The sequence below is a fragment of the Brevundimonas sp. 1080 genome, from assembly GCF_040545985.1.
Lineage (GTDB): Bacteria > Pseudomonadota > Alphaproteobacteria > Caulobacterales > Caulobacteraceae > Brevundimonas.
The window spans coordinates 262088-285243 of record NZ_JBEPMW010000002.1; the positions used below are offsets into that span (position 1 = coordinate 262088).

General features: G+C 66.8%; 14 protein-coding genes. 2 read left to right on the forward strand and 12 right to left on the reverse strand.

The window, feature by feature from the left end:
• Positions 1-399: 399 nt before the first annotated feature.
• The 10 genes from ABIC32_RS06750 to ABIC32_RS06795 all read right to left on the reverse strand — a co-directional run bounded on the left by ABIC32_RS06750 (position 400) and on the right by ABIC32_RS06795 (position 13782).
• Entirely contained in the window at positions 400-1275 is an 876-nt protein-coding gene (locus tag ABIC32_RS06750) for an aldose 1-epimerase (protein ID WP_354073318.1), read from the reverse strand.
• Entirely contained in the window at positions 1272-2126 is an 855-nt protein-coding gene (locus ABIC32_RS06755; RefSeq protein WP_354073320.1) for an SMP-30/gluconolactonase/LRE family protein, read from the reverse strand. Before ABIC32_RS06755 ends, ABIC32_RS06750 begins: the two co-directional genes overlap by 4 nt.
• Before the next feature lie 3 nt (positions 2127-2129).
• Positions 2130-3572: an aldehyde dehydrogenase family protein gene (locus ABIC32_RS06760; protein WP_354073322.1), complete on the reverse strand. Its 1443-nt coding sequence runs from the start codon at positions 3570-3572 to the stop codon at positions 2130-2132.
• 78 nt (positions 3573-3650) lie between these two features.
• Positions 3651-5084: a sugar porter family MFS transporter gene (locus tag ABIC32_RS06765; RefSeq protein WP_354073324.1), complete on the reverse strand. Its 1434-nt coding sequence runs from the start codon at positions 5082-5084 to the stop codon at positions 3651-3653.
• Between the two features lie 53 nt (positions 5085-5137).
• The gene (gene xylB, locus ABIC32_RS06770; RefSeq protein WP_354073326.1) at positions 5138-5896 is read right to left on the reverse strand and encodes a D-xylose 1-dehydrogenase; all 759 of its coding nucleotides are present in this window, start codon (positions 5894-5896) and stop codon (positions 5138-5140) included.
• Positions 5893-7035: a fumarylacetoacetate hydrolase family protein gene (locus ABIC32_RS06775; RefSeq protein WP_354073328.1), complete on the reverse strand. Its 1143-nt coding sequence runs from the start codon at positions 7033-7035 to the stop codon at positions 5893-5895. Before ABIC32_RS06775 ends, xylB begins: the two co-directional genes overlap by 4 nt.
• 63 nt (positions 7036-7098) lie before the next feature.
• A complete protein-coding gene (locus tag ABIC32_RS06780) occupies positions 7099-8112 on the reverse strand; it encodes a LacI family DNA-binding transcriptional regulator (protein ID WP_354073330.1) in 1014 nt (337 codons plus the stop codon).
• Positions 8113-8242: 130 nt separating this feature from the next.
• On the reverse strand, positions 8243-9682 hold the full coding sequence (locus tag ABIC32_RS06785) for a GH39 family glycosyl hydrolase (RefSeq protein WP_307509897.1): 1440 nt from the start codon (positions 9680-9682) through the stop codon (positions 8243-8245).
• 236 nt (positions 9683-9918) lie between these two features.
• A complete protein-coding gene (locus ABIC32_RS06790) occupies positions 9919-11199 on the reverse strand; it encodes a cation:proton antiporter (RefSeq protein WP_354073333.1) in 1281 nt (426 codons plus the stop codon).
• A 30-nt stretch (positions 11200-11229) separates the two neighbouring features.
• Positions 11230-13782 carry a glycoside hydrolase family 3 protein gene (locus ABIC32_RS06795; RefSeq protein WP_354073335.1) on the reverse strand — a complete coding sequence of 851 codons (2553 nt, stop codon included), beginning with the start codon at positions 13780-13782 and terminating at the stop codon, positions 11230-11232.
• A gap of 287 nt (positions 13783-14069) precedes the next feature.
• Between ABIC32_RS06795 and ABIC32_RS06800 the strand changes: the two genes are divergently transcribed.
• Together ABIC32_RS06800 and ABIC32_RS06805 are read left to right on the forward strand one after the other, a co-directional pair.
• Complete coding sequence (locus tag ABIC32_RS06800; protein ID WP_354073337.1) at positions 14070-16337, forward strand: beta propeller repeat protein; 2268 nt, start codon at positions 14070-14072, stop codon at positions 16335-16337.
• Positions 16334-17953, forward strand: a complete 1620-nt coding sequence (locus tag ABIC32_RS06805; RefSeq protein WP_091749228.1) for an alpha-L-fucosidase — start codon at positions 16334-16336, stop codon at positions 17951-17953. Before ABIC32_RS06800 ends, ABIC32_RS06805 begins: the two co-directional genes overlap by 4 nt.
• A gap of 4 nt (positions 17954-17957) precedes the next feature.
• Here ABIC32_RS06805 and ABIC32_RS06810 read toward each other — a convergent pair whose 3' ends face one another.
• The gene (locus ABIC32_RS06810) at positions 17958-19919 is read right to left on the reverse strand and encodes a sialate O-acetylesterase (RefSeq protein WP_354073340.1); all 1962 of its coding nucleotides are present in this window, start codon (positions 19917-19919) and stop codon (positions 17958-17960) included.
• Positions 19920-20210: 291 nt separating this feature from the next.
• A complete protein-coding gene (locus tag ABIC32_RS06815; protein WP_354073342.1) occupies positions 20211-23147 on the reverse strand; it encodes a TIM-barrel domain-containing protein in 2937 nt (978 codons plus the stop codon).
• Between the last annotated feature and the right edge of the window lie 9 nt (positions 23148-23156).

Below are 23156 nucleotides of genomic sequence, written 5' to 3' on the forward strand. Positions count from 1 at the left end.
CCATGCCTAAGAAGACTGTGGCTGACGACGCTAGCTAACCTTATGCTAGGCTTCACTCACGCGGGATGTACAGCCACAGCAAATGATAGACGGCGATCTTGTAGATGACGAACGACTAAAATCCTAAAATGCCTCAGAAGGGCGCAAGCGACGTCTAAAGGCAGCAATCTATTCGATCCGATAGAGATTCGCTGATAAAAGCTAACATCACAGCTAAGTCGCCATTGTCGTAGCACGTGCCCGAGCTGCGTCAGGCGGCCCGGCTGGGCGAAGTCATCAGCAGCCGAACCGCCACTGTGCCGTCGCCTTGCGTGAAATTTTTTGGGTCGAGGTCCACTCCCAATCAGATTCCCTATGACCGATTCTACGTCGAAGAATAGCCGATCGAACTTGGACTAATTAGAGGGTGGTGGCGCCGATTTTCAGGGACATAGACAGGGCCTTGCCGGGCTCCAAGCAAACCAAGCCGCAGTCTTCACCGTCTGGCGCGTTGTGGGCGTCCGGGCGGTGGGTAACGGGCTCAACGCAGAAGAAATCGCCATCGGCAGGGGCGTAAATCTGGGTCCAGCGGGCTGGTGTTGTAGCGCGAAGCGTCACCCGGCGACCACCACCATCTACCATCGCTTCACCTGTCCAGCCGACGTAGGCGTGATCGACGAATGGCGCGTCAGCGAGGGTCAGGCCGTTCGACCAGTCCGCGATCTCGGTGGGCGGCGCCAGGCGTTCGGGAATCTCTCGTACATCGGTGATCCAGACACCCTCAGCCGACAAAGTCAGGCGGCTGTCTGCATGGCGATGGAAATAGGGATGCAGGCCGAGGCCGGCGGGCATAACCGCATCGCCGAAGTTGGTCACGGACAAGGTGATCGTCAGGCCCCGGTCGCTTAATTCGACAGTCTGGCTAGCGCGCCACGGCCAGGGCCAACCCTGTGCATCAGCGTCGGCCTTGGGGAACCATTCCAGCGTCATCTCGACCCGGTTGGTCGTCTGGCTTTCGACGGTCCAGGGCAAGAGCCAGCCGTCGCCGTGCAGGGCGTGGGGGGCGAACCGTTCCAGTGTCTGCAAGCGGACCTCACGCCCCTCGAAAACGAATCGCCCGTCCGCGATCCGGTTGGCGTAGGGGACCAGAGGGAAACAGGCTGTCTCCAGAATATCGGTCGCGCCTTCGGGCGTGGAGCGAAACACCGGCCGGCTGCGCCAGTCCAGGCTCAGCACCGCCCCGCCCCGCTCCGGGGCCAGGGTCGCGCGCCAGTCGCCGGCCTCCAGCAGGATCATAGCTTGATCCGGTTCTGCGGCAGGCCCGGCGTCTCGACGCGGACGCGATAAAGCCCGCCCAGGGCCGGCTGCTCCGCGCGCTTGTCGGCGTTCCCCAACCAGGCTGTGGTCATATAGAGATCGCGCAGGTCGGAGCCGCCGAACGCAGCCTTGGTCACGGTCTGGACCGGCATGTCGATCTTGCCGATGCGCGTCCCGTCGGGCGCGAAAAGCGCGACGCCCCAGCCGTTGAACAGGCCGACGTGCAGCACGCCCTCCGCGTCCATGCTGGGGCCGTCGGCATAGCCGTCCTCGGTCACGGCGAAGACGCGCCGGTTCGAGATCGCGCCGTCCGCATGGTCGAAGGCCAGGACCGTCTTCTTCAGCGTGTCGTGGTGATAGAGGGTGCGGCCGTCGGGGCTGAGGCACGGGCCGTTGGTGACGCCGTAACCGTCGTCGTGCCGCGTCAGCTCGCCCCGAAACCAGCGGTAGAGAGCGCCGGTCTCGACCTGTTCGCTGTCGTCCATTGAACCGAACCAAAGCGAGCCGTCCGGCGCGACGAAGCCGTCGTTCAGCCTGTTCTGGGGTCGGTCCTCCTCGACCGGCTGGAAGCGGGAGAAGTCGCCCTCCTCCGGGTCGAAACGATAAAGACCGCCCCTCACGCCACAGACCAGCGAACCGTCCTCGGCGGGCAGGGCGAAGCCGGTCTGATCGGGCGTGTCCCACGAGCGCTTATCGCCGGTCGCGGGGGTGTAGCGATGCAGCTTTCGCCCCTTGATATCGACAAACCACAGCGCAGCGCGCGCGGCGTCCCAGACCGGGCCTTCGCCCAGCTCCGCCTGCACGTCCCAGATCAGTTCCGGCTCACTCATCAATCAGCTCGCCGAGTAGCTGGTTTTGATCTGGGTATAGAATTCCACAGCCGCAAAGCCCTGTTCGCGCGAGCCGTAGGAGGACTTCTTGGAGCCGCCGAACGGGACGTGATAGTCGACGCCGGCGGTGGCCAGATTGACCATGGTCATGCCGGCCCTGGCGTTCTTCTGGAAGTCGCGGGCGTGCTTCAGCGACTGGGTGACGATGCCCGCCGACAGGCCGAACTCAACGCCGTTGGCGACGGCGAGCGCCTCTTCGTAGCTGGCGACGCGGATGGTCGAGGCGACGGGGCCGAAGACCTCTTCGTTGTTGATGCGCGCGTCGGCGGCGGTGTCGGCGATCAGGGTCGGCTGGACGTACCAGCCGGGGGCGTCGAGGTTCAGACGCTCGCCGCCGGTGACGATGCGGCCGCCGGCCTCGCGGGCGATGTCGATGTATTTGTAGGAGACCTCGCGCTGGGCCTCGGTCACGGCCGGGCCCATCTGGGTATTGGAATCCAGAGCGTGGCCGACGCGAAGCGCCGCGACCTTCTCGGCCAGGGCGGCGACGAACCGGTCGTGGATGCCGTCCTGAACGATCAGGCGGCTGGAGGCGGTGCACCGCTGGCCGGTGGCGAAGAAGCTGCCGTCCAGCGCGATGTTCACCGCCCGATCCAGATCGGCGTCGTCCAGAACGATCAGGGGGTTCTTGCCGCCCATCTCCAACTGGACCCGCGCCTGGCGCTTGACCGCGCCCTCGGCGACGCCCGCGCCTACGGCCTGCGAGCCGGTGAAGGAGATGCCGTCGATGCCCGGGTGGGCGACGATGGCGCGGCCGACGTCGCCGTCGCCGATGACCATATTGACCACGCCCGTGGGCAGGCCGGCCTCATGCAGAATGGCGATCAGAGCCTCGGCCGTCGCCGGGGTCGGGCCGGCGGGCTTGATGACGACCGTGTTGCCGAAGGCGATGGCCGGGGCGATCTTCCACGCCGGAATGGCGATGGGGAAGTTCCACGGCGTGATCAGGCCGAACACGCCGACGGCCTGGCGATAGGTCTGGATCTCGACGCCCGGCCGTGTCGAGGCCAGGTTCTGGCCGTGGACGCGCAGGGCCTCGCCGGCGAAATATTTCAGGATGCGGGCGGCGCGCATGGTCTCGCCGATGCCCTCAGGCAGGGTCTTGCCCTCTTCGCGAGACAGCAGGCGACCGATCTCGGCGGCCCGTTCCATGATCAGCGAACCGGCCTTGTCCAGCACGTCGAAGCGGACCTCGGGCGAGGCGTCGGACCAGCCGGGGAAGGCGGCGCGGGCGGCGGCGACGGCCTGATCCACCTCGGCGGCCCCGCCCTTGGGCGTGCGGGCCACGACGTCGCGCGTATCCGACGGGTTCAGGCTCTCGCCCGCCAGGGCTCCCGCGACCTTCTCGCCGCCGATCCAGTGCGAAAGTTCAAGCGTGTCGGTCATGGGACGTCCTTTTCATAAGGCTGACGGGCGGCGGGGGAGCGCCGCCCGTTTCGGGGAGATGGGTATGGGAGGCGAAAATCAGCCCGTCATGTCTTCCAGTTCGCGACCGCGCGTTTCCTTCACCCAAGCCTGGACCAGGAAGAAGGAGATCAGGGCGCTGACCGCGTAGAAGCCATAGGTGAAGACCAGCCCCAGGGTGGCGGCCATCCACGGGAAGCTGACCGAGATGGCGAAGTTGGCGATCCACTGTGCAAAGCCGGCGACGGCCAGGGCCGAACCGCGCATCTGGTTGGGGAACATCTCGCCCAGCATGACCCACATGACCGGGCCCCAGCTGAAGTTGAAGAAAACCACATAGGCATTGGCCGCGATCAGGGCGATCAGGCCGGTCTGGTCGTCCAGGTGCAGCGATCCGTCGATCAGAGCGGCCTTGGAGAAGCACCAGGCGACGACAGCCAGGGTCACAAACATGCCGGCCGAACCGATCAGCAGCAGAGGCTTTCTGCCGATCTTGTCGATGACGGCGATGGCGGCCAGGCAGGCGGCGATCGACAGGACGCCGGACAGGATGTTGATCTGCAGCGCGTCGTTCTCGGAGAAGCCGACCGACTGCCACAGCACCGCGCCGTAGTAGAAGACGATGTTGATACCGACGAGTTGCTGGAACACGGCAAGGATCAAGCCGGCCCAGACGATCGGGCGCACCTTCTTGGTCGCGGGGTCCAGCAGATCGGCGAACTTGGGCTTGTGGTCGGCCGCCAGCGAGGCGCGGATTTCCTGAACCTTACGCGCACCGGCGCCCGCACCGAACAGTTTGGACAGCACGGCCTCGGCCTGGGCGTCCTTCTTCTTGACGACCAGAAAGCGCGGGCTTTCTGGGATGACCAGGAGGGCGATCAGATAGACGGCGGCGGGGATGACCTGCAGCCAGAACATCCAGCGCCAGGCGGGGAAGCCCAGCCAGAACTCTGCCGTCGATCCGCCGGCGGTCTTGGCCAGGGCGTAGTTGGCCACGAACGCGCCGGTCAGGCCGGTGATAATCATGATCTGCTGCACCGACGACAGTCGGCCGCGGATTGAGGCTGGCGTCACTTCGGAGATATAGGCCGGCGACAGGACCGAGGCCGCGCCCACGCCCAGGCCGCCGATGAAGCGGGCGATTATGAAGTGGGCCGAACTGTCGGCCGCGCCGGCCCAGAAGGCTGAAATGATGAACAGGACGGCGGCGATCTGCATCACCGTGCGACGGCCGATGGCGTCTGCCAGGCGTCCCGCGATGAAGGCGCCGAAGGCGCAGCCCAACAGGATCGCGCCGACGTTGAAGCCGGTGCCCAGCGCCGACAGGTTGAAGGCCGCCTCCAATCCGTCCTGGGTGCCGTTGATCACGCCGGAATCATAGCCGAACATGAAGCCGCCGATGGTGGCGACCGCCACGATCAGGGCGATGAAGGCCATGTTGACGCGGTCATCGCCCGCGATGTCGGGGCCTGAGCCCCCCGTCGGTCCTGCCATCTCGATATTCCCTCCGAAAGCCCATCTGACGCGGGCGTGAAACTCAGAAAACCCTATCGCCAGCCAGCGTCCACGAAATACTCGTGGCCTGTAATCAAACGTGCATCGTCGGATGCGAGGAACAGGCCGAGCGCCGCGACATCGTTGGGCTGGAGACGACCGGGCAGGCATTGCGCCGCCACGATCTCGGCCTCGCCTTCCGGCGTGTACCATTTCATCTGACGCGGGGTCTGGACATTGCCCGGCACGATGCAGACGACACGCACGCCGTCGCCGCCCAGCTCGCGCGCCAGGGCGCGGGTCATGCCCTCGATGCCCGCCTTGGCGGTTTCGTAAAGCGACAGATCCGGCAGCCCCAGGTGCCAGCTGATCGAGCCAAGGTTGATGATGACCCCCCTGCCCTGCTCGCGCATGCCGGAAGCCACAGCCTGAGCCGCGAAATAGAGGTGGCGCAGATTCACGTTGATCCGGTTGTCCCAGTAGTCGGGCGTCACCTCCGCCAGCGTATGACGGTCGTCGTTGGCAGCGTTGTTGATCAAGACATCGATGGGACCATGTTCGGCGACGATTTCCCCCAAGCAGGCCTGCAAGGCGGTCACGTCCATAAGGTCGCACTGGTGGAATTTTGGAGCCGGTGACAGTTCGGTTAGCGACGCCTCCAACGCCTTGGAGTCCGCCTCGGCGATGTCAAAGAAGATGACGCGAGCGCCTTGGCGCGCGAAAGCCTCGGTAAAGCCTGCGCCGATGCCCGAACCGCCCCCGGTGATGACAACCAGACGGCCCTTTAGCGACGGATAGATGGCGCCGCTCATGCGGAGACTCCCAGAAGGCCGCGACCGGCCAGATTCCGCATCAGCTCCAGCACCCCGAACTTCCAGGGCGGGGCCTGGTCGCAGGTCGCGACGATGTTTTCCAACACGCCCAGTTTCTCGGACGAGACGCGGACCCGGTCGCCCATCTTGTGGGTGAAGCCCTTGCCCGGCGCATCGCGGTCGTCGATCGGCGCGAACATGGTGCCGAGGTACAGGGCGAAACCGTCGGGATACTGATGCGCGCTCAGGGTCTGACGCACCAGTTCCTCGGGATCGCGACTGATCAGGCTCATCGAGCTTTCGCCCGTCATGACGAAGCCGTCCGTCCCCTCGACCTCCAGACGGACAGTGGCGGCGCGCACGTCATCCATGCTGAATCCGTCGTCGAACAGGCGGATGAAGGGGCCGACCGAGGCCGACGCGTTATTGTCCTTGGCCTTGCCCAGCAGCAGAGCCGAGCGCCCCTCGATGTCGCGCAGATTGACGTCGTTGCCCAGGCTGGCGCCGACTGGCCGGCCGGCGGGATCGCAGATGACCACCACCTCCGGCTCCGGGTTGTTCCAGGCCGAGTCCGCTCGTACCCCGACCTCGGCGCCCCAGCCGACCGAGGCCAACACGGGCGCCTTGGTGAAGATCTCGGCATAAGGGCCGATGGCGACTTCGAGATATTGCGACCACAGGCCGTCGGTGATCAGCTGGGCCTTGACGGCTTCCGCCTCATCCGAGCCCGGACGCAGATCCTTCAGGTCCCCGCCGATCCGGTCGAGGATGGACTGGCGCACCAGGTTGGCGGCGTCGGCGTCGCCTCGCGCGCGCTCCTCGATCACCCGTTCCAAAGCCGATACGGCGAAGGTAACGCCCGAGGCCTTGATGCACTGCAGGTCCAGCGGCGAAAGCAACTTCACCCCACCGGGCGACCAGGCCGAGGCGACCGTCAGTTCGTCCAGCGGCCCCATGTCCACACCCGCCATATCCAAATCGTCCAACGCGACCGCCTGGGCCGTGGTCGCGACATGGTTCGAAAGATCGTAGAGCCGCCCGCCGCGCGCCAGCACGGGCGAGGGGCCGACCTCCGTCAATGCGCGTCCGAGCAGGCGCGCGTCGCGCCAGTCCGCCGGCAGGCACTCAGCAAGCAACACGATCTCATCCTCCCCACGTTCTCAGACGTGTTAGCGCTAACATCTTTGAGCGAAGGACGGATGTCAATCGTGCGGAGGCGCCGTGCTTTCTCTGGCGATGAACTGGTGGGGGACAGCACCCTCCGCCTCACCATCCCGCCCCAAGATGACGGCGGCCGACCGGGCCATTTCGGCGACCGGCTGGCGAATGGTGGTCAGAGTGGGCCAGACGCTCGCGGCCAGATAGGTGTCATCGAAACCCGCTACCGAAATATTGCCCGGCGTCGACAGGCCTGCCGCATGAACGGCCGCCAGCACCCCGGCGGCCATGTCGTCGTTGCTCGCGAAGATGGCCGTCGGTCGGGGCGAACGAGCCAGCAGCCTCTGGCCGGCCTCAAAACCGGAACGATAGGTGAAGTCGCCCGCCTCGGCCCACATCTTGGCGCCCGCAACCGCATCGACGGCGGCCTGAGCGCCTTGGCGGCGATCGGCGCTGGCGCTCTGGTCGCGATGGCCCTCGACAAAGCCGACCACGCGGTGGCCCAGTCCCAGCAGATGCCGCGTCATCTCATGCGCTGCGCCTTGGTCGTCCACCCGCAGTGAGATCAGACCCTCACGAAGCGCGGGCGCGGCCAGGACCACTGCCTTCATGCCGCTCTGGGCGATGGCGTCCAGTGTCGCCGCTGATTCGCCCAGAGGCGGCGGCACGATCACCCCTTGGGCCCCGCCGGCCGCAAGCCTCTGCACGGCCTCACGCTCCTCGTCCGGCGCGCCCGGTCGAGACGGTTCGATCAGCAGCAGCAGCCCCACCGACCGCGCCCCGTCCAGGGCGCCGGACAGCAGTTCGGCCAGATAGGCGCTGGACGGGTTGGCGTAGAGCAGACCGATCCGCCCGCCCCCGGCCCGCGCCAGGATCCGCGCTGCCGGATCGGGCACATAGCCGGTCTCGCGGATGATGGCCTCGACACGCTCGCGCGTCGCCTCGCGTACCCGCGCATCGCCGTTGACCACCCGCGATACGGTCATGGGCGATACACCGGCGAGACGCGCAATGTCGCCCATGGTGTGATTGCGGCGAGGAGTCTGTTGATCGGTCACGGCAAGGACAGCAGCACGCTCAACACGGCGCGTCCACCGTTCCCGCGCCCATCGCGCGATGTTCGCCGAAACCCGCTTGCGATCATAGGCAGATCGCTGCTGCCCGCACCGACGTCAGACACGCTCGCGCTCAGTGATCGGACGCCGCGCCGATTTCGACCAGCACCACATCCTGGACACGCATCGGCAAATCCACCTGCGCCGTTCCGTCAGCGCCAGCGGTGATTGTGACGGTCTGGGGCTCGTCCAGGGTCAAGGTTTGCAGTGTCCCCAACTGCTCTTCGGACAGCGTCGCAGGCGAACCCATCTCGAGATAGCCGGTGTAGGCGTCATTGGATTTGAAGCCGACGCGTCGGACCGAGGCGGAGTGGACGCCCGGACGAAGACCGCTCAGTGCGATCCGCAGCGGCGCGGCCGCCGCCGGCTCGCGCACCTGGCGGAAGAAGGGCCGATTGCTGACCGGCTGATCCGGCAGTTCATAGCGCCAGGCCAACACCTGAACCGTGTCGCCCTTCAGCGTGGCGATGCTCTGAGCGTCACCGGTCGACAGTTCGCGGTCGCCCAGGCTGTTCAGATATTTGTAGGCGAACCAGGTCGGCTTGCGCACCCCCTGGGGCGTCATCAGACCGAAGCCGCCGTCGAACGGCTTCGTCTGCGGGCCCGGCTCCTCGAACAGGTCGCTGTAGGCCCAGTAGCTCATACCTTGCACCAGACCTTCGCTTCGACGCAGCTTGTCCAACACATAGGCCGCACCGAAATAGTCGTCGTGGATCGGATCGCGCGGATTGTAGCTGGTGCTCCATTCCGTGAAGAACAGTGGCAGCCCCGGACGCGTCGAAGCCTCGATCTCGGCCCGGACCTTGCGCACGTCGGCGACCACGGCGTCAGGATTGCGCGACAGCTTGTTGTCCCCCTCCCCCTTCTCGTCCAGGAACCCGCCCTCGACGCCATAGGTATGGGTGGTGACGAAATCGACCGGCGCCCGGTGTTGATCGGCGTAGGCGAGGAACTCTGGAACCCAGGCCGCCCCGGCCGTCGCCGGCCCGCCGACGCGAAGCGCGGGATCGATCGCCTTGATCGTCTGCGACGTCCGTACGTAGTAGTCAAAGTAGGCGGCCTGGTCCGCCCGCTCCCAGAATCCGTCCAGGTTCGGCTCGTTCCAGAACTCGAAATACCACGACCGAACCTCGTCGATACCGTACCGGTCGATCAGATGCCGCACGAAGGCGTCGACCAGCCCAACCCATTTTTCGGGCTGCGGGTGCGAAGTGTTGCCCTTCCAGTAGAAGAGCGTCTGGTCCGACGTCTTCATCGCATCGGGGGTGAAGCCCAGTTCGATGAACGGCTTGATGCCGATGGCCAGGAAGCTGTCGTAGAGATGGTCGATCTTGGTCCAGTCATAAACGGGACGGCCGTCCACCTCGCGATAGACGCCCATATCGTCATGGAAGATGTCGTGAAAGCGGATGTAGCGGAAACCCAGCTCGTCGCGCGCCGTCTTCAGCTGCGCCAGGGCCTCGGACCGGATCGTGGTCCCCGGATAGTCGGCGCCGACGGAAAATTCGGCCATCCGATCGCGCGCCGTAAAGGGGCCGCCGACATCAATCGCGAGCACGCGGGGCTGCGATGGCGCAACCGGCGTCGAAGCCTCTGACGTCGTGGCGATCAGGGCGCCGAACATCGCCGTCGCAAGAGCGAAGTTCCGAGTGCGTGATCGTGCCGGCTGCATAGTCATCCCTATTGATATTGTTTCGCGGTGGCGGCGGAGCGAAGACACGCCCGCCGCGGTTTGAGGCGACGCCTCGGCTACAAGCTTGCGACCGCTGCCCCCTCAGGATCGCCCAGTTCGCCGCGGGCGCGGGCCTTCCGGCCGTAAACCCACTCGAACAGAGGTGAGGCCATCAGGGTGGTGATGATGGCCATCAGCACCAGGATGGAGAACAGGGCCGGGCCGATGATCCCGCGCTGCAGGCCGATGTTGATGATGATCAGCTCCATCAGACCGCGCGCGTTCATAAGGGCGCCGATACCCATGGCCGTAGCGTTGTCCTGACCCGTCAGGCGCGCGGCGGCCCAGCATGCGCCACCCTTGGCCAGGATGGAGCCCAGCAGGATGACGACGGTGACGGCCATCAGCCCCAGGCTGTTGACCATGGTCAGCTGGGTGTTGAGCCCCGAGAAGGTGAAGAACATCGGCAGCAGCACCAGCACAGCGAACGGCTCCAGCTGACGCCGGATTTCCTCGCCCAGCAGGCCGCGCGGCATGGCGACGCCCAGGATGAAGCCGCCGAAGACGGCGTGAATGCCGACTGCGTCCATGGCCCAGGCGCTGAGCATGAACAGGATCAGCACGACCCCCAGCACGGTCGGGCTAAGCCGCCCCTCCCGCTCTACGATCCGTCCCAGCGGGGCCAGCATTTTCGGGCCCAGCGTCAGCATGAACAGGGCGAAGGCGCCGCCTCCGGCGATGGCTGTCACAGCCACCATCGGTCCCGCGCCGAAGCTGGCCAAAACGACGGCCAGGACGCACCAGGCGCCGGCGTCGTCGATGGCGCCCGCCGCCAGCGACAGCGAACCCAGCCGCGTGCCGCTGAGCCCCCGCTCATGGATGATGCGCGCCAGCATGGGAAAGGCCGTGATCGAGATGGCCGCGCCCATGAACAGCATGGCCTGCCAGGTCTGGATGCCCCGTCCGAAAAGTCCCTCAGCGACCAGCCAGGGCGCAATGGCGACGGCGACCAGGAAGGGCGCGGCCATGCCGGCCAGCGACACGGCGGCGGCGCTCTTCGCATTGGCGCGGAAGTGGTCGCGACGGAAGCCCAGCCCGACCAGGAACATGTAGAGGCCGACGCCCAACTGGGCGCCGACGAACAGGATCGATCGCGAATCCTTTGGGAACAGGGCCGCCTGCAGATCGGGGGTCAGCAGGCCGAACAGCGACGGGCCTAGGATCACACCGGCGATCATCTCGCCCACCACCTGCGGCTGGCCGAGATAGCGTTTGGCTAGCCAGCCCACGATGCGGCAGGCGGCGATGATGATCGCCATCTGCAGGAAGAAGGCCACGCTCAGTTCAGCATTGGTCATGCGGCCGGTTCCCCCTTGGCGAGCGCCAGCCTACTGCGTCGGACAGACGGCGTCGCCCTCGTTCGACGCCAGGCGGATGTCCTCGACCGTGACCGCGAAGTCGGCGTTGGTGCGCAGGCCCCAGGGTTGGTCGACGGCGGCGATGTCGGCGCCGCGATCACGCAGGCACGAGAGCCGCACCTTCAGCGTGCGCCATTCGCCGACGGGGGCTGCGCCGATCAGGCTGGAGATATCGACCGAACCGGCGCCGAGCGTCAGGAACACGGGACCCTTGGGCCGCGCGTCCACGCGGTAGCGGAAGGCGATGGCCATCTCGCCGTTCGACTGGCGCGTCAGATCGACCGGCTGGGCCGCGATGATGGCCTGCCCCCCGCCCTGCGAGAAGGTCAGGGCGCGCGCCGATTCCTGGCCGGCGCCGTCGGTGGAGCGCACCGAAACGCCGCCGCGCGGACTGGCGCCGCTCTTTTCAGCACCCAGACGGAACTCGCCGCCCGCGTCGCGCAGCATCAGCGACCAGGGAGCCACGAAGCGGCCATCGACGAAATAGCGATCCAGATTGCTGCCGGACCCGACCACGCCGCTGTCTTCGGACAGGGCGCCGACACGCGCCGGGCGCGCATAGGTCAGGCCGTAGCCATAGGCGAACTGCGGGTCATAGCCGGGCTGGCCGACGTTCAGGGGTTCGCCTTTGGCGGTCTTGGGCCAGCTGAAGGACAGGGTTCCTGTGAAGTCGTTGCGCGGCTTGCCCGCCGCATCGCCGATCAGCACATCGGCGATCCCGCCGCCCTCCGTGCCCGGCAGCCAAGCGGCGACGAAGGCGTCGGATGCATTGATCTCAGGGTTGGTCCACATCGGGCGGCCCGACAGGAAGACCGAAACGGTCGGAATGCCCGCCGCCTTCAGGCGCTTCAACGTCTCCAAGGGTTCGGTCGGCAGGAAGTCCAGCGTGTCCACATCGCCCTGGAACTCGGCATAGGGCGTTTCGCCGAAGACGACGATGGCCACGTCGGGCTTCTGGGTGAAGGAGCCGTCGGCGCTGAGCGTCGCCTGACCGCCGCCGGCGGCGACCGCCTCGCGGATGCCGCCCCAGATCGACTGGCCGTTGGGGAAGTCAGCGTTCGAGTTGCCCGTGCCCTGCCATGTCAGGGTCCAGCCGCCCGAGGCCTGGCCGATATCGTCGGCGTGACCGGCGACCAGCACCCGCGCGCCCGAGCGGATCGGCAGGACCGAGCCCTCGTTCTTCAGCAGCACCAGTGACTTGCGCACCGCCTCGCGCGCCAGGGCGCGGTGGGCGGGCGAGCCCAGTTCGTTCAGATGCCCCTCGACCGGGCGGCTGTCGTTGAACAGGCCGGTCTTGACCTTCACGCGCAGGATGCGACGCACCGCCTCGTCCAGGCGCGCCATCGGGATTTCGCCCGACTTCACCTGGGCCAAGGTCGAGGCGTAGAGCGGCTTCCAGCTGTCGGGCGCCATGAACATGTCGATGCCGGCGTTGAAGGCCAGGGCGCAGCTTTCGTTCGAACAGCCCGGCAGCTGGCCATGGGCGTTCCAGTCCGACACGACGAAGCCGTCGAAGCCCAGCGGGCCACGCAGCACGTCGGTCAGAATGGTCTCGTTGCCCGAGTGTTTGACGCCATTCCAGCTGGAGAAGCTGGCCATGATCGACAGCACGCCGGCGTCGATGGCCTGGGGATAGCCGGACAGGTGGGTGCGGATCAGCTCCTGTTCGGACCCGGCGAAGTCGCCCTGGTCCTTGCCGCCCGTGGTGCCGCCGTCGGCCAGGAAGTGTTTCGCAGAGCCGGCGATGTGGCCCGCGGCCAGCGGACGATCGGCCGACAGCGCGCCTTGCAGGCCGAGCGTCATCGGACCGGCGTAGCTTTTGGCGACCTCGGGGTTCTCGGCATAGCCTTCATACGTCCGGCCCCAGCGGTCGTCCTGGGGCACGGCCAGGGTCGGGCCGAAGGTCCAGTCGGCGCCGGTCACCGCCACTTCCAGCGCCGTCGCTTCGCCGATGCGGCGGATCAGGTCTGGGTCACGCGCGGCGCCCAGGCCGATGTTGTGCGGAAAGATGGTGGCGCCGACGATGTTGTTGTGCCCGTGCACGGCGTCGATGCCGTAAATCAGCGGGATCCTGGCGCCCGGCCGCTGGGCCGCCGCCGCACGGAAGGCTCGGGCCAACTCCACCCATTTGTCGGCCGAGGCGCGCTCGTCCCCGCCCGGCGAGGAGTTGCCGCCCGCCAGGATCGAGCCCAGCGGATAGGTCAGCAGGTCCTCAGGCTTGATCGAGCCGATATCGGCCTGGATCGTCTGCCCGACCTTCTCCTCCAGCGTCATCCGGCTCATCAGTTCGGTGACGAACGCTTCCGTCGCCGCATCGGTCATCGCAGCCGGCGAGGCCGCTCGGGGCCAAAGCGCGGGATGGGCGCGCGTGGCGTCGGTTACGATGGAGGCCTGGGGCGTGACGGCCTGAACCGGCGACGTTCGGGTCGCTCCGGTTGCGGCGCAGGCGCCGGTTGCGAGCGCGACGCCCAGTGCGAGGGCGGAAACAGCGCTGCGGCGCGCGTTCGGGATACGGAGGGTCATGTCGGGTCCGTCAGGCTGTCGGCGAAACTATGTGACGAAAAACCCGGCGCGACCATTCAGGCCGCACCGGAAGTTCGCTCAGGGTGTGAAAAAATCCAGGCGTCGCCCTGCGCGCCGAAAGCGGCGAAATCCGTTTGAACCCGAGGTTCGCTCCCGAAACGTCGTTGACCGACGCCCTGATTTTTACAGACGCAACTTGATGCACCTATGACAATGATGTCAACTGCCGAAGTTAGCGCTAACATTGAGCGATGAAGCAACGTCGCCGGTGAGGGAGGAACGGCGGCATGACGACAGGCCTGACACGACGCACAGCCGGCCTGATGGCGTTTGCCGCCGGCGCCATGGCGACAGCCGGCCAGGCGTTGGCGATCGGGGCCGCACCCTATGTGTGGCGCAATGTCGTCGTGGGCGCAGGCGGCTTCATTCCCGGCATCGTCTTCAGTCCGATCGAACGAGGCTTGGCCTATGCGCGATCCGACATGGGCGGCGCCTATCGGTTCGACGCGGCCGCCGGTCGCTGGTCGCCGCTGATGGACTCCAGTCCCCTGTTCGGCGATTTCGGGATCGAGAGCATCGCCGCCGATCCGGTCGATCCCGACATCGTCCACGCAGCAGCGGGCGTTCACAGGGACGACCCCGGCGTGATGCTGCGCTCGACCGATCGTGGCGAGACATGGCGGCGAACCGAAGTTCCCTTTCGCATGGGCGGAAATGAAGACGGCCGTGGTCTGGGCGAACGGCTGGCGATCGATCCGAACGACAACCGCATCCTCTATTTCGGATCCCGCCACGATGGCCTGCAGCGTTCCACCGACGGCGGCGCAAGCTGGCGCAAGGTGGACGGGTTTCCGCTCAAAGGCCTGGGAACGCCCAGCGACCGCACCACCCACGGCGGACTGAGCTTCGTCGTCTTCGATCCGCGCAGCGGTCGGCGCGGTCAGGGTTCGAAGACTCTGTTCGTCGGCGTCGCCGATCCGCACGAACACGCCCTCTATCGCTCCGACGACGCCGGACGTACCTGGCAGGCCGTGGCGGGCGGGCCGCGCGCCGAACTGTCGGCGGTCAAGGCGGAGTTGGACGACCGGGGTGTCCTCTATGTCACCTGCACCCTGGGCATCGGACCGAACGGGGTGACGCACGGCGCGGTCTGGCGGCTGGATACGAACACCGGCGCCTGGACCGACATCAGCCCGCCCCGGCCGTCCGGCGGCTTCATGGGGATCGCGCTGGATCGCAAACGGCCGGGCGTGATCATGGTGTCGACGCTCAACCGCTGGCGGCCGGGCGACACCATCTGGCGCAGCACCGACGACGGCCGAAGCTGGATCAGTCTGCGAGAAGCGGCCCGCCACGACGTCAGCGCCACCCCCTATCTGAACTGGGGCAACGATCGGCCGGACTTCGGCTGGTGGATCGCCGCCCTGGCGCTGGACCCGTTCGATAGCGACCGGCTGGTCTATGCGACCGGGGCCACCGTCTATGAGACGCGCAACCTGTCCGACGCCGACCGCGAACAGCCGACAGACTGGACCCCATGGGTCGAGGGGATCGAGCAGACGGCCGTCATCACCCTGGTCAGTCCGCCCAAGGGACCGCAACTGCTGACCGGCTTCGGCGACATATCCGGCTTCGCCCATGAAGACCTGAGCCGTTCGCCCCAGCGCCAGTTCACCACCCCCGTCTTCGCCAACACCAACCAGATCGACTATGCGGGCGCCGCGCCCGACATCGTGGTGCGCAGCGGCACGCCGCACGAGGGCGTCGCCTCGGAGGGGCACGACGGCTCGACCCTGGCCTGGTCGGACGATTCTGGGCTGACCTGGAAGCCGCTAGGTCGTCCCCGGCCGGCTTCGGGCGAGACGCCGGTGGTCGCCGACAATCCGCGCATGGACCTGTATCGCGACGCCCCGATCACGGTGTCGTCGGACGGATCGACGTTCGTGCTGGCGACACCCCAGGTCGTCTGGTCGCGGGATCGGGGACGGACGTGGAAGCCCACGGCGGGCCTGCCGCCTCTGCTGCGGCCGGTGGCCGACCGCAAGGATCCGATGCTGTTCTACGCCTTGGATTTCCGCACTGGCGCCTGGTTCGTCAGCGTGGACGGCGCCGAGAGCTTCGCCGCCGTGCCGTCGCGCGGCCTGCCTGCGAACACCGCCGACGATCGCCCGACCTGGCGCGAGACCGCCTTCCCGCTGAAGGCGACGCCCGATCACGAGGGCGATCTGTGGTTGGTATCGCGCAGCGGGCTTTATAACAGCCGCGACGGCGGTCAGCGGTTTAACCATGTCGATGGGGGGCTGAGCGTTGAGATGATGGACTTCGGCAAGCCGCCCGCCGGTTCGACCTACCCTGCCCTGTTCGCCATTGGCACGCAGGGTCCGGTGCGGGGCGTGTTGCGTTCCGACGACAAGGGACGGACGTGGATGCGCGTCAACGACGACCGCCATGAATATGGGCGCCGCTTCAGGGCCGTGGCCGGCGATCCGCGCATCTTCGGCCGGGTCTATGTCGCCACCGACGGACGCGGCGTCGTCTATGGAGAACCCGCATGACCCTGTCTCGACGCGGACTTCTGGGCGCCGGCGCGTCCGCTTCCATGCTGGGGGCGTGCGCCACCATGCCGGGCGCGACGACGGCCGGGCCGTTCAAGCCGACGTGGGACAGTCTGGCGGCGGGCTACAAGACGCCGGAGTGGTTCAGGGACGCAAAGTTCGGCATCTGGTCGCACTGGGGGCCGCAGTGCGTGCCGGAGTTCGGCGACTGGTACGGCCGCCAGATGTATATCCAGGGCAATCCCTTCTACGAGCACCACGTCGCTACCTACGGCCACCCCAGCCGGTTCGGCTTCATGGAGTTGATCGACCAGTTCAAAGGCGACCAGTGGGATCCCGAAGGCCTGCTGGACCTCTATCAGGCGGCGGGCGCCCGCTACATCATGTCGATGGCCAACCACCACGACAATCTGGACCTGTTCGACAGCGCCCATCACGAATGGAACGTAATGCGGGTGGGGCCCAAGCGCGACATCGTCGGCACCTGGGAGAAGGCGGTGCGGGCGCGGGGCCTCCGGTTCGCCGTATCGAACCATGCGGCCCACGCCTGGCACTGGTGGCAGACGGCCTACGGCTATGACGCCGAGGGGCCGCTGAAGGGCGTGCGTTATGACGCGGCGCGCCTGACCAAGGCCGACGGCGCCGGCAAATGGTGGGACGGGCTGGACCCGCAGGAGCTCTACACCGGCCCGACCTTCGCCCCGCCTGAGGGGATCAGCTCCATCCCCGAGATGAACGCCTGGCACGATGCGCGCGACGGTCAGTGGATCGAGACGCCGCCGGCGAACAACCCGGCCTTCGTGCGGTCCTGGGTGGCGCGTCAGCGGGACCTGATCACCAAATACAAGCCGGACATGGTCTATTTCGACAACTACGGCCTGCCGCTGGGGCGGTACGGGTTGGAGGCGACGGCCGAGTTCTACAACGCCTCCATCGCCTGGCGCGGCGAACTGCCCGTTGTGAACGGCAAGCGGCTGGACGACCGGCAGCGCAAGGGCATCGTGGAGACGGTCGAGCGCGGCTTCTCCGACAGCCTGAAGCCCGAGCCGTGGCAGACCGACACCTGCATCGGCGACTGGCACTACAACCGCGCCCGCTTCACCGGCCACTACTATGTCCCGGCCCACAGCGTGGTGCAGCGGCTGGTGGATGTCGTCTCCAAGAACGGCAACCTGATGCTGAACATCCCCCAGCGCGGCGACGGATCGATCGACAGCGACGAGCGGCAGATCCTGACGGAGATCGCCGCCTGGATGACCGTCAACGGCGAGGCCATCTTCGACACCCGGCCCTGGCGCATCTATGGCGAGGGGCCGACGGCGGTCGTGGGAGGTATGCATGGCGAGGGCGCGGCGCGGCCATGGACCGGCGAGGACATCCGCTTCACCACCAAGGGCGAGGTCCTCTACGCCTTCGCGCTGGACTGGCCGCAGGACCGGAAGATGGTCGTGCGGGCGCTGACCCCGCAGGTGGGGCGTGTCGAGGCGGTCGAACTGCTGGGCGGCGGCGCCCTGCCCTTCCGTCAGACGGCCGAGGGTTTGACCATCGACCTGCCGGCCCAACGGCCCGTCGCCACAGCGCCCGCCATGCGGCTGAGGGGCGCGGGGCTAGTCTGACCGCTTAGCGGATCTCCGCCTCGAACGGGACCGCCGGGAGACCGGCGGGGCCGTAGAGGTTGCAGATTGGGCTGTCGGCCCAGCAGAAGCGAACCCTGAGGTCGCTCGCCATCACGGACGACAAGACGACCTCGTCCCCTGAAAGCGTCGCATCGACGAAGCGGCACGCGTTGTCGGACCCACATAGCTCGAAGCCTACCGGGCGGTTCGAACCATAGGCGACCAATTGAGCCGAAGCGGAATAGCGAATGTGGACGCCGTCGGCGGCGCGGGTCACGGACACCGGCTGCGGCGAGACGGGCGGGGTCTGACCGTCCAGACGACGAGCCTCCAGCGCTAGACGGCGGCCCACCTCCAGCTTGTTGGTCGGGTGTATGTCGTAGCGGTCGCCGATATCGATGGCCACAGCGAGGCCTGCCAGAGGGTCGGCATTGACCACGGTGCGCTGGCTTTCGCGCAGGGCCGCCCAATAGGAGTTGGTCGGTTGGCTGGCCATGGGGCCGAAGTTCGCCAGTTGCACGACCAGCATCCGCATCTCGGGATTCTCGAACCGGGCGCGCCAGTCGGCGAACAGGGCCGGCAGCAGGCGACGATAGCCGACATAGTCGCCAATGTTCGACTCGCCCTGATACCAAGCCATGCCCTTCATGCCATAGGCGCCCAAGGGTTCGATCATCCCGTTATACAGGGTGGTCGTGCCGCTGCCGCCGATCCAGGGGGTGCGCGGCGGATTGGGCAGGTCGCCCAGCGGCGCGGCGACGCGGTGACGCCAGCCCGAAGACAGGCTGACGGCCGTACCGTCCGCAAGCACCAGCCGCTTGTTCGCCGCCGGTCCCCAGGCGCCGCCGCCGCCATTGGTGTCCAGCACGCCGACCGCGATCAGATTGCGACCCGCCTTCAGCGTACCGGCAGGTACGGCGTAGGTGCGCGGCGTATCCCAGCCCTGCTGGCCGCCAATGTATTGGCCGTTGATCCAGGTGACGTCGGCGTCGTCCACGGGCCCCAGCTCCAGCGTCGCGGCCTGACGGGCCTGGGCGGCGGTCAGTTCGACCTCCTTGCGCAGCCAGACGATGCCGTCGAAGGTGGCCAGCCCCGGCACGGTGGACTCCCAAAAACCCTCGGCCAGGATCGGCGCCCAGTCGGCGTCGTTCGTGCGCGCCAAGTGCCAGCCCTGTTTCGTGCCGGGATCGTTGGTCCGCCACCAGTCCTGGGTCACACGACGCCAGATCGCGTCGCCTTGGCCCGGATCACGGGCGTAGGCGTCCAACGCCTTCAACGCCTCCTGATGCCCGCCCAGCTTTTCGACGGCGTCGCGGCTCAGCCAGTCCTCGATGATCGACCCGCCCCAGGAGGCGGCGATCAGGCCGACCGGCACGTCTTCGGCACGACGCAGGTCGCGGCCCATGAAGTAGCAAGCGGCCGAGAAGTCGCGCACGCTTTGCGGGCTGGTGACGCGCCACTGGCCGACGGCGCGCGGAGCGGCGGACGGCGCCGGCAGGCTGGAACGACCGACCAGGAAGAGGCGGATCTTGGCGTCGTTCGCGGCGCCGATCTCGCTCTCTGCGTTCGTGGCCTGACGGACGGCGAACTCCATGTTCGACTGGCCCGAACACAGCCAGACATCCCCAATCATGATGTCGGAGACGCTCTGGCTCGCGCCGGCCGACCGGGCCGTCAGGACATAGGGGCCGCCGGCGGTCAGGGTCGGAAGGGTCGCACGCCAGACGCCGTCGGCGCCGGCCGTCGCCTGGATCTGCGCTTGACCCAGGCTGACCGAGACGGCGGCGCCGGGCGCGGCCCTGCCCCACACCTTGATCGGACGGCCGCGTTGCAGGACGGCGTGGTCCTGGAACATGGCGTCGAAAAGAGCGGGCGTGACGACCGTCTGGGGCTGGACCTGCGCCTGGACGGGCGAAGCCCCTGTGAGCGCGGCGACAGCCGCGGCGGCAAGCAAGAACGAGCGCATCCGCGCCTCCTGTCTGTCCGCCGCAGCGGAAGGTTCGAAATTGCACTGCACCCCGAAATGGCGTGCAAAGTGCAAGACAGTGCAATTTCCGGCCGTCCGACCATCAGCCGGAAGGCCGAGTGAATTCTTCGCCGCCGTCGGGATCGGGGGCCGAGGATCTCAAAGATCAGGTCCCGATCATAAGGCCGCTGGACACCCTGTATGGGAAGCGCCCCGATCTTTCTTCAAAGTCTCGTCAAGACAACAGGTTGAGCATCGACATCGTGTCCGATATCGATGCTCTGTCTCGATCTAGCGCCGAACCTCCACAGCCTGGCCATTGTATTGGATCGTCCTGGCCGGAGCCGCATCGAAGTTTCCGACATCAGCGCCCGGCCCGCTGACGAAACGCACATTAATGGTGCGATTGGCCGGCATGGTCGGATACGAACCCGTCCGCGCGCCGATGGTCAGGACGCCGGTCGCGTCGTTCCAGGTCATGGGGATATTCGAGAACTCGCCCCGCTCGTACGCGTAGGTCGTGCCCTGATCCTCATACAGGGAGAAGGAGCCGTTCGCGCCGGTGTAGACGATCAGCGTCAGCGGGCCGTCCAGCTTCTCGGCCGTGTACTGGATCGCCGGGCCGGTGGGCAGGATGGAGCCGGCGCGCACGAAGACCGGGATCTTGTCCCCGGGCGCCTGGACCGTCGCCGACCGGCCGCCGGTGTATTTCTGGCCCGTCAGCATGTCGTACCAGTCGGCCCCTTGCGGGAAATAGACCGAACGGCTGCGCGCCTTGTATTCCGTCACCGGAGCCACCAGCAGGGCATGGCCGAACAAATACTGGTCGTTGATGTCGCGCGCCTTGAGGTCGGAGGGGAAGTCCATGACCAGGCCGCGCATGATGGTGCCGTCACGCTGATAGACGTCGCCGGCCAGGCTGTAGATGTAGGGCATCAGTCGGTAGCGGGTCCGCAGCTGGGCGGCGTAGGCGTCGTAAAGCGGCGTGCCGGGCTGGGCCAGGTTATAGACCTCACGCAGCGGGAACTCGCCGTGCGAACGGAAGATCGGCGACCAGGCGCCGAACTGGAACCAGCGGAGCTGAAGCTCGTCCCACTCGGCCTTGTCCTCGGGCTTCATCCCGGCGGGGTTGGAATAGCGGGCCTCCACCGAGAAGCCGCCGATGTCATGGGTCCAGTTGGCAAGGCCCGACAGGCCGGTGTTCACGCCCGCCGAGATCTGGTCCTTCAGATTGTCCCAGCGCGCCACCACGTCGCCCGACCACAGGGTCGAGCCGGTGCGTTGCAGACCGCCCCAGGCCGAACGGGTCAGGATGTAGGTCCGCTCGTCGCCCTTCTCGCGCCGGAAGTTGTTGTAGACGTTCTCGGCGTTGACCAGCGGATAGGAGTTGAAGACATAGGCGCCCGGACCGATGGCGGTCGGTCCCATCCGCAGGGTCCGCTCGGGGATGTCCAGATTGGAGTGCATGTCCGGCTCGACCGAATCCAGCCACCAGCCGTCGAAGTTCATGCCCTTGAAGCTGTCGGACATCTGCTTCCAGTACAGGTCGCGGGCGGCGGGCAGATAGGGGTCGTAGAAGCTGTTGGCGTAGCCGGGTCCCACCCAGTCGCGCGCGCCGACATCGACGTTGCGGGTATACATGCCGCCGATCGCGTCCAGCTGCTTGTAATGCTCGGTCGTCGGATAGAACTTCGGCCAGACCGAAATGATGATGTTGGCGTTCATGTCGTGAACGTCCTTGACCATCTGGGTCGGGTTCGGGAAGCGCGCGGGGTCGAACTGGTGTGAGCCCCAGGCGTTTTCAGGCCAGTAGAACCAGTCCTGAACGATGTTGTCGATCGGCAGACCCAGCTCGCGATAGCGCCGTACGACGCCGGTCACCTCGTCCTGGGTGTTGTAGCGCTGGCGGCTCTGCCAGAAGCCGTAGGCCCAGCGGGGCAGCATCACCGACTTGCCAGTCAGACCGCGATAGTTCGAGATCACCCCGTCCAGATCGTCGCCGCCGATGTAGTAGTAGTCGATAGCGGTCCCGACTTCCGACGCCAGGCTGAGCGCGCCCTGATCGGCGGCGGGCAGCGGGTCCTGGTGGCGCAGCGATATATAGCCGTCTTCGGGGATCCATTCGATCTTGATCGGCACGCGCGTATTGGCGGCCATCTGGACCTGGAAGTCGTGATCGAACGGGTTCCAGTTCTGGCGCCAGTTCTCCTCGACCATCCGCCCGTCGATCCAGACCTTGGCATAGCCCGAGGAGTAGAGGCGGAACTTGTGCAGGCCGGTGGTCGCGGTTTCCAGCGTGCCTTCCCAGACCACCTTGACGCCTGCCTGGCCCGGCTTGCCCATGTCGCCGGTCTGGACAGGCTGGCCGGGCTGCGACTTGAAGCCCTCAGGCCAGCGCGACCATTCGCGGATGAACTCGTAGTTCACCTCGGTTTCCTGGCGCTGAACCTTGAGCTCGTTGTTCTGATAGTAGCTGGCGGTCAGACCGCCGAACCGGCCGGTGGCGTCGCGGACGATGAACTGGTCGGCGATCATGCCGTAGGGGCGCGGGTCGCCGAAGCGGGTGATCGAGTTGTTGTCCCACAGGACGCCGTAGTTGCGGCTGGACACGACCAAAGGAATACCGACGTCGATGTTGTGCTGGGCCAGCTGAACGTCGTGACCCTTGTAGTTCATCACGCCCTGCTGGTGCTGACCCAGGCCGTAGAAGGCCTCGTCGTCGGGGCTTTCCCACACCTGACGCGTGGCCAGGAAGCGGTGATCGCCCTTCTGGTCCTCGACCGTGACGGGGCTGAGCTCGCGGCTGCCGGGACGCTCCTTCAGCACCTCTTGGCCGTTCTCGTCGAGGAAGCGAACGGCGCCGGTCTGGCGCGAGACTTCCGCCGTCGCCTCGGCGGTCTTCAGCACGACCAGGTCGCCGCGGGTCTCGACCTGGAAGGGCGTCGTGGTCGAGGGCTGGGCCGTGACCATCAGGCTGGCCGGCAGGTCGAAGTTCGCGTTCTCGGTCGCGGTGACGCGGATCGTCTCGGGACCATAGACCTCAAGCCGGACGCGGCGGGCGGCGCCCTCGGCCGGGGTGACGACGATGCCGCTGGCCGTGCGTTCGAACGCGGCCTGCTGGATGGCCCCGGCGGAGGCGCCGTTCATCAGCCCCTGCCCTGCGCAGGCGGCCAAAGGGGCGGTCATCAGGGCGGCCAGGAACAGGCGGCGGGCGAGGGTCGGGATCATGGCGGGCGC

Coding starts and splice junctions, on each gene's coding strand:
- ABIC32_RS06750 (WP_354073318.1), bottom strand. CDS start 1,275: ATGATCCTGCTGGAGGCCGGCGACTGGCGCGCGACCCTGGCCCCGGAG.
- ABIC32_RS06755 (WP_354073320.1), bottom strand. CDS start 2,126: ATGAGTGAGCCGGAACTGATCTGGGACGTGCAGGCGGAGCTGGGCGAA.
- ABIC32_RS06760 (WP_354073322.1), bottom strand. CDS start 3,572: ATGACCGACACGCTTGAACTTTCGCACTGGATCGGCGGCGAGAAGGTC.
- ABIC32_RS06765 (WP_354073324.1), bottom strand. CDS start 5,084: ATGGCAGGACCGACGGGGGGCTCAGGCCCCGACATCGCGGGCGATGAC.
- xylB (WP_354073326.1), bottom strand. CDS start 5,896: ATGAGCGGCGCCATCTATCCGTCGCTAAAGGGCCGTCTGGTTGTCATC.
- ABIC32_RS06785 (WP_307509897.1), bottom strand. CDS start 9,682: ATGGCCGAATTTTCCGTCGGCGCCGACTATCCGGGGACCACGATCCGG.
- ABIC32_RS06790 (WP_354073333.1), bottom strand. CDS start 11,199: ATGACCAATGCTGAACTGAGCGTGGCCTTCTTCCTGCAGATGGCGATC.
- ABIC32_RS06795 (WP_354073335.1), bottom strand. CDS start 13,782: ATGACCCTCCGTATCCCGAACGCGCGCCGCAGCGCTGTTTCCGCCCTC.
- ABIC32_RS06800 (WP_354073337.1), top strand. CDS start 14,070: ATGACGACAGGCCTGACACGACGCACAGCCGGCCTGATGGCGTTTGCC.
- ABIC32_RS06805 (WP_091749228.1), top strand. CDS start 16,334: ATGACCCTGTCTCGACGCGGACTTCTGGGCGCCGGCGCGTCCGCTTCC.
- ABIC32_RS06810 (WP_354073340.1), bottom strand. CDS start 19,919: ATGCGCTCGTTCTTGCTTGCCGCCGCGGCTGTCGCCGCGCTCACAGGG.
- ABIC32_RS06815 (WP_354073342.1), bottom strand. CDS start 23,147: ATGATCCCGACCCTCGCCCGCCGCCTGTTCCTGGCCGCCCTGATGACC.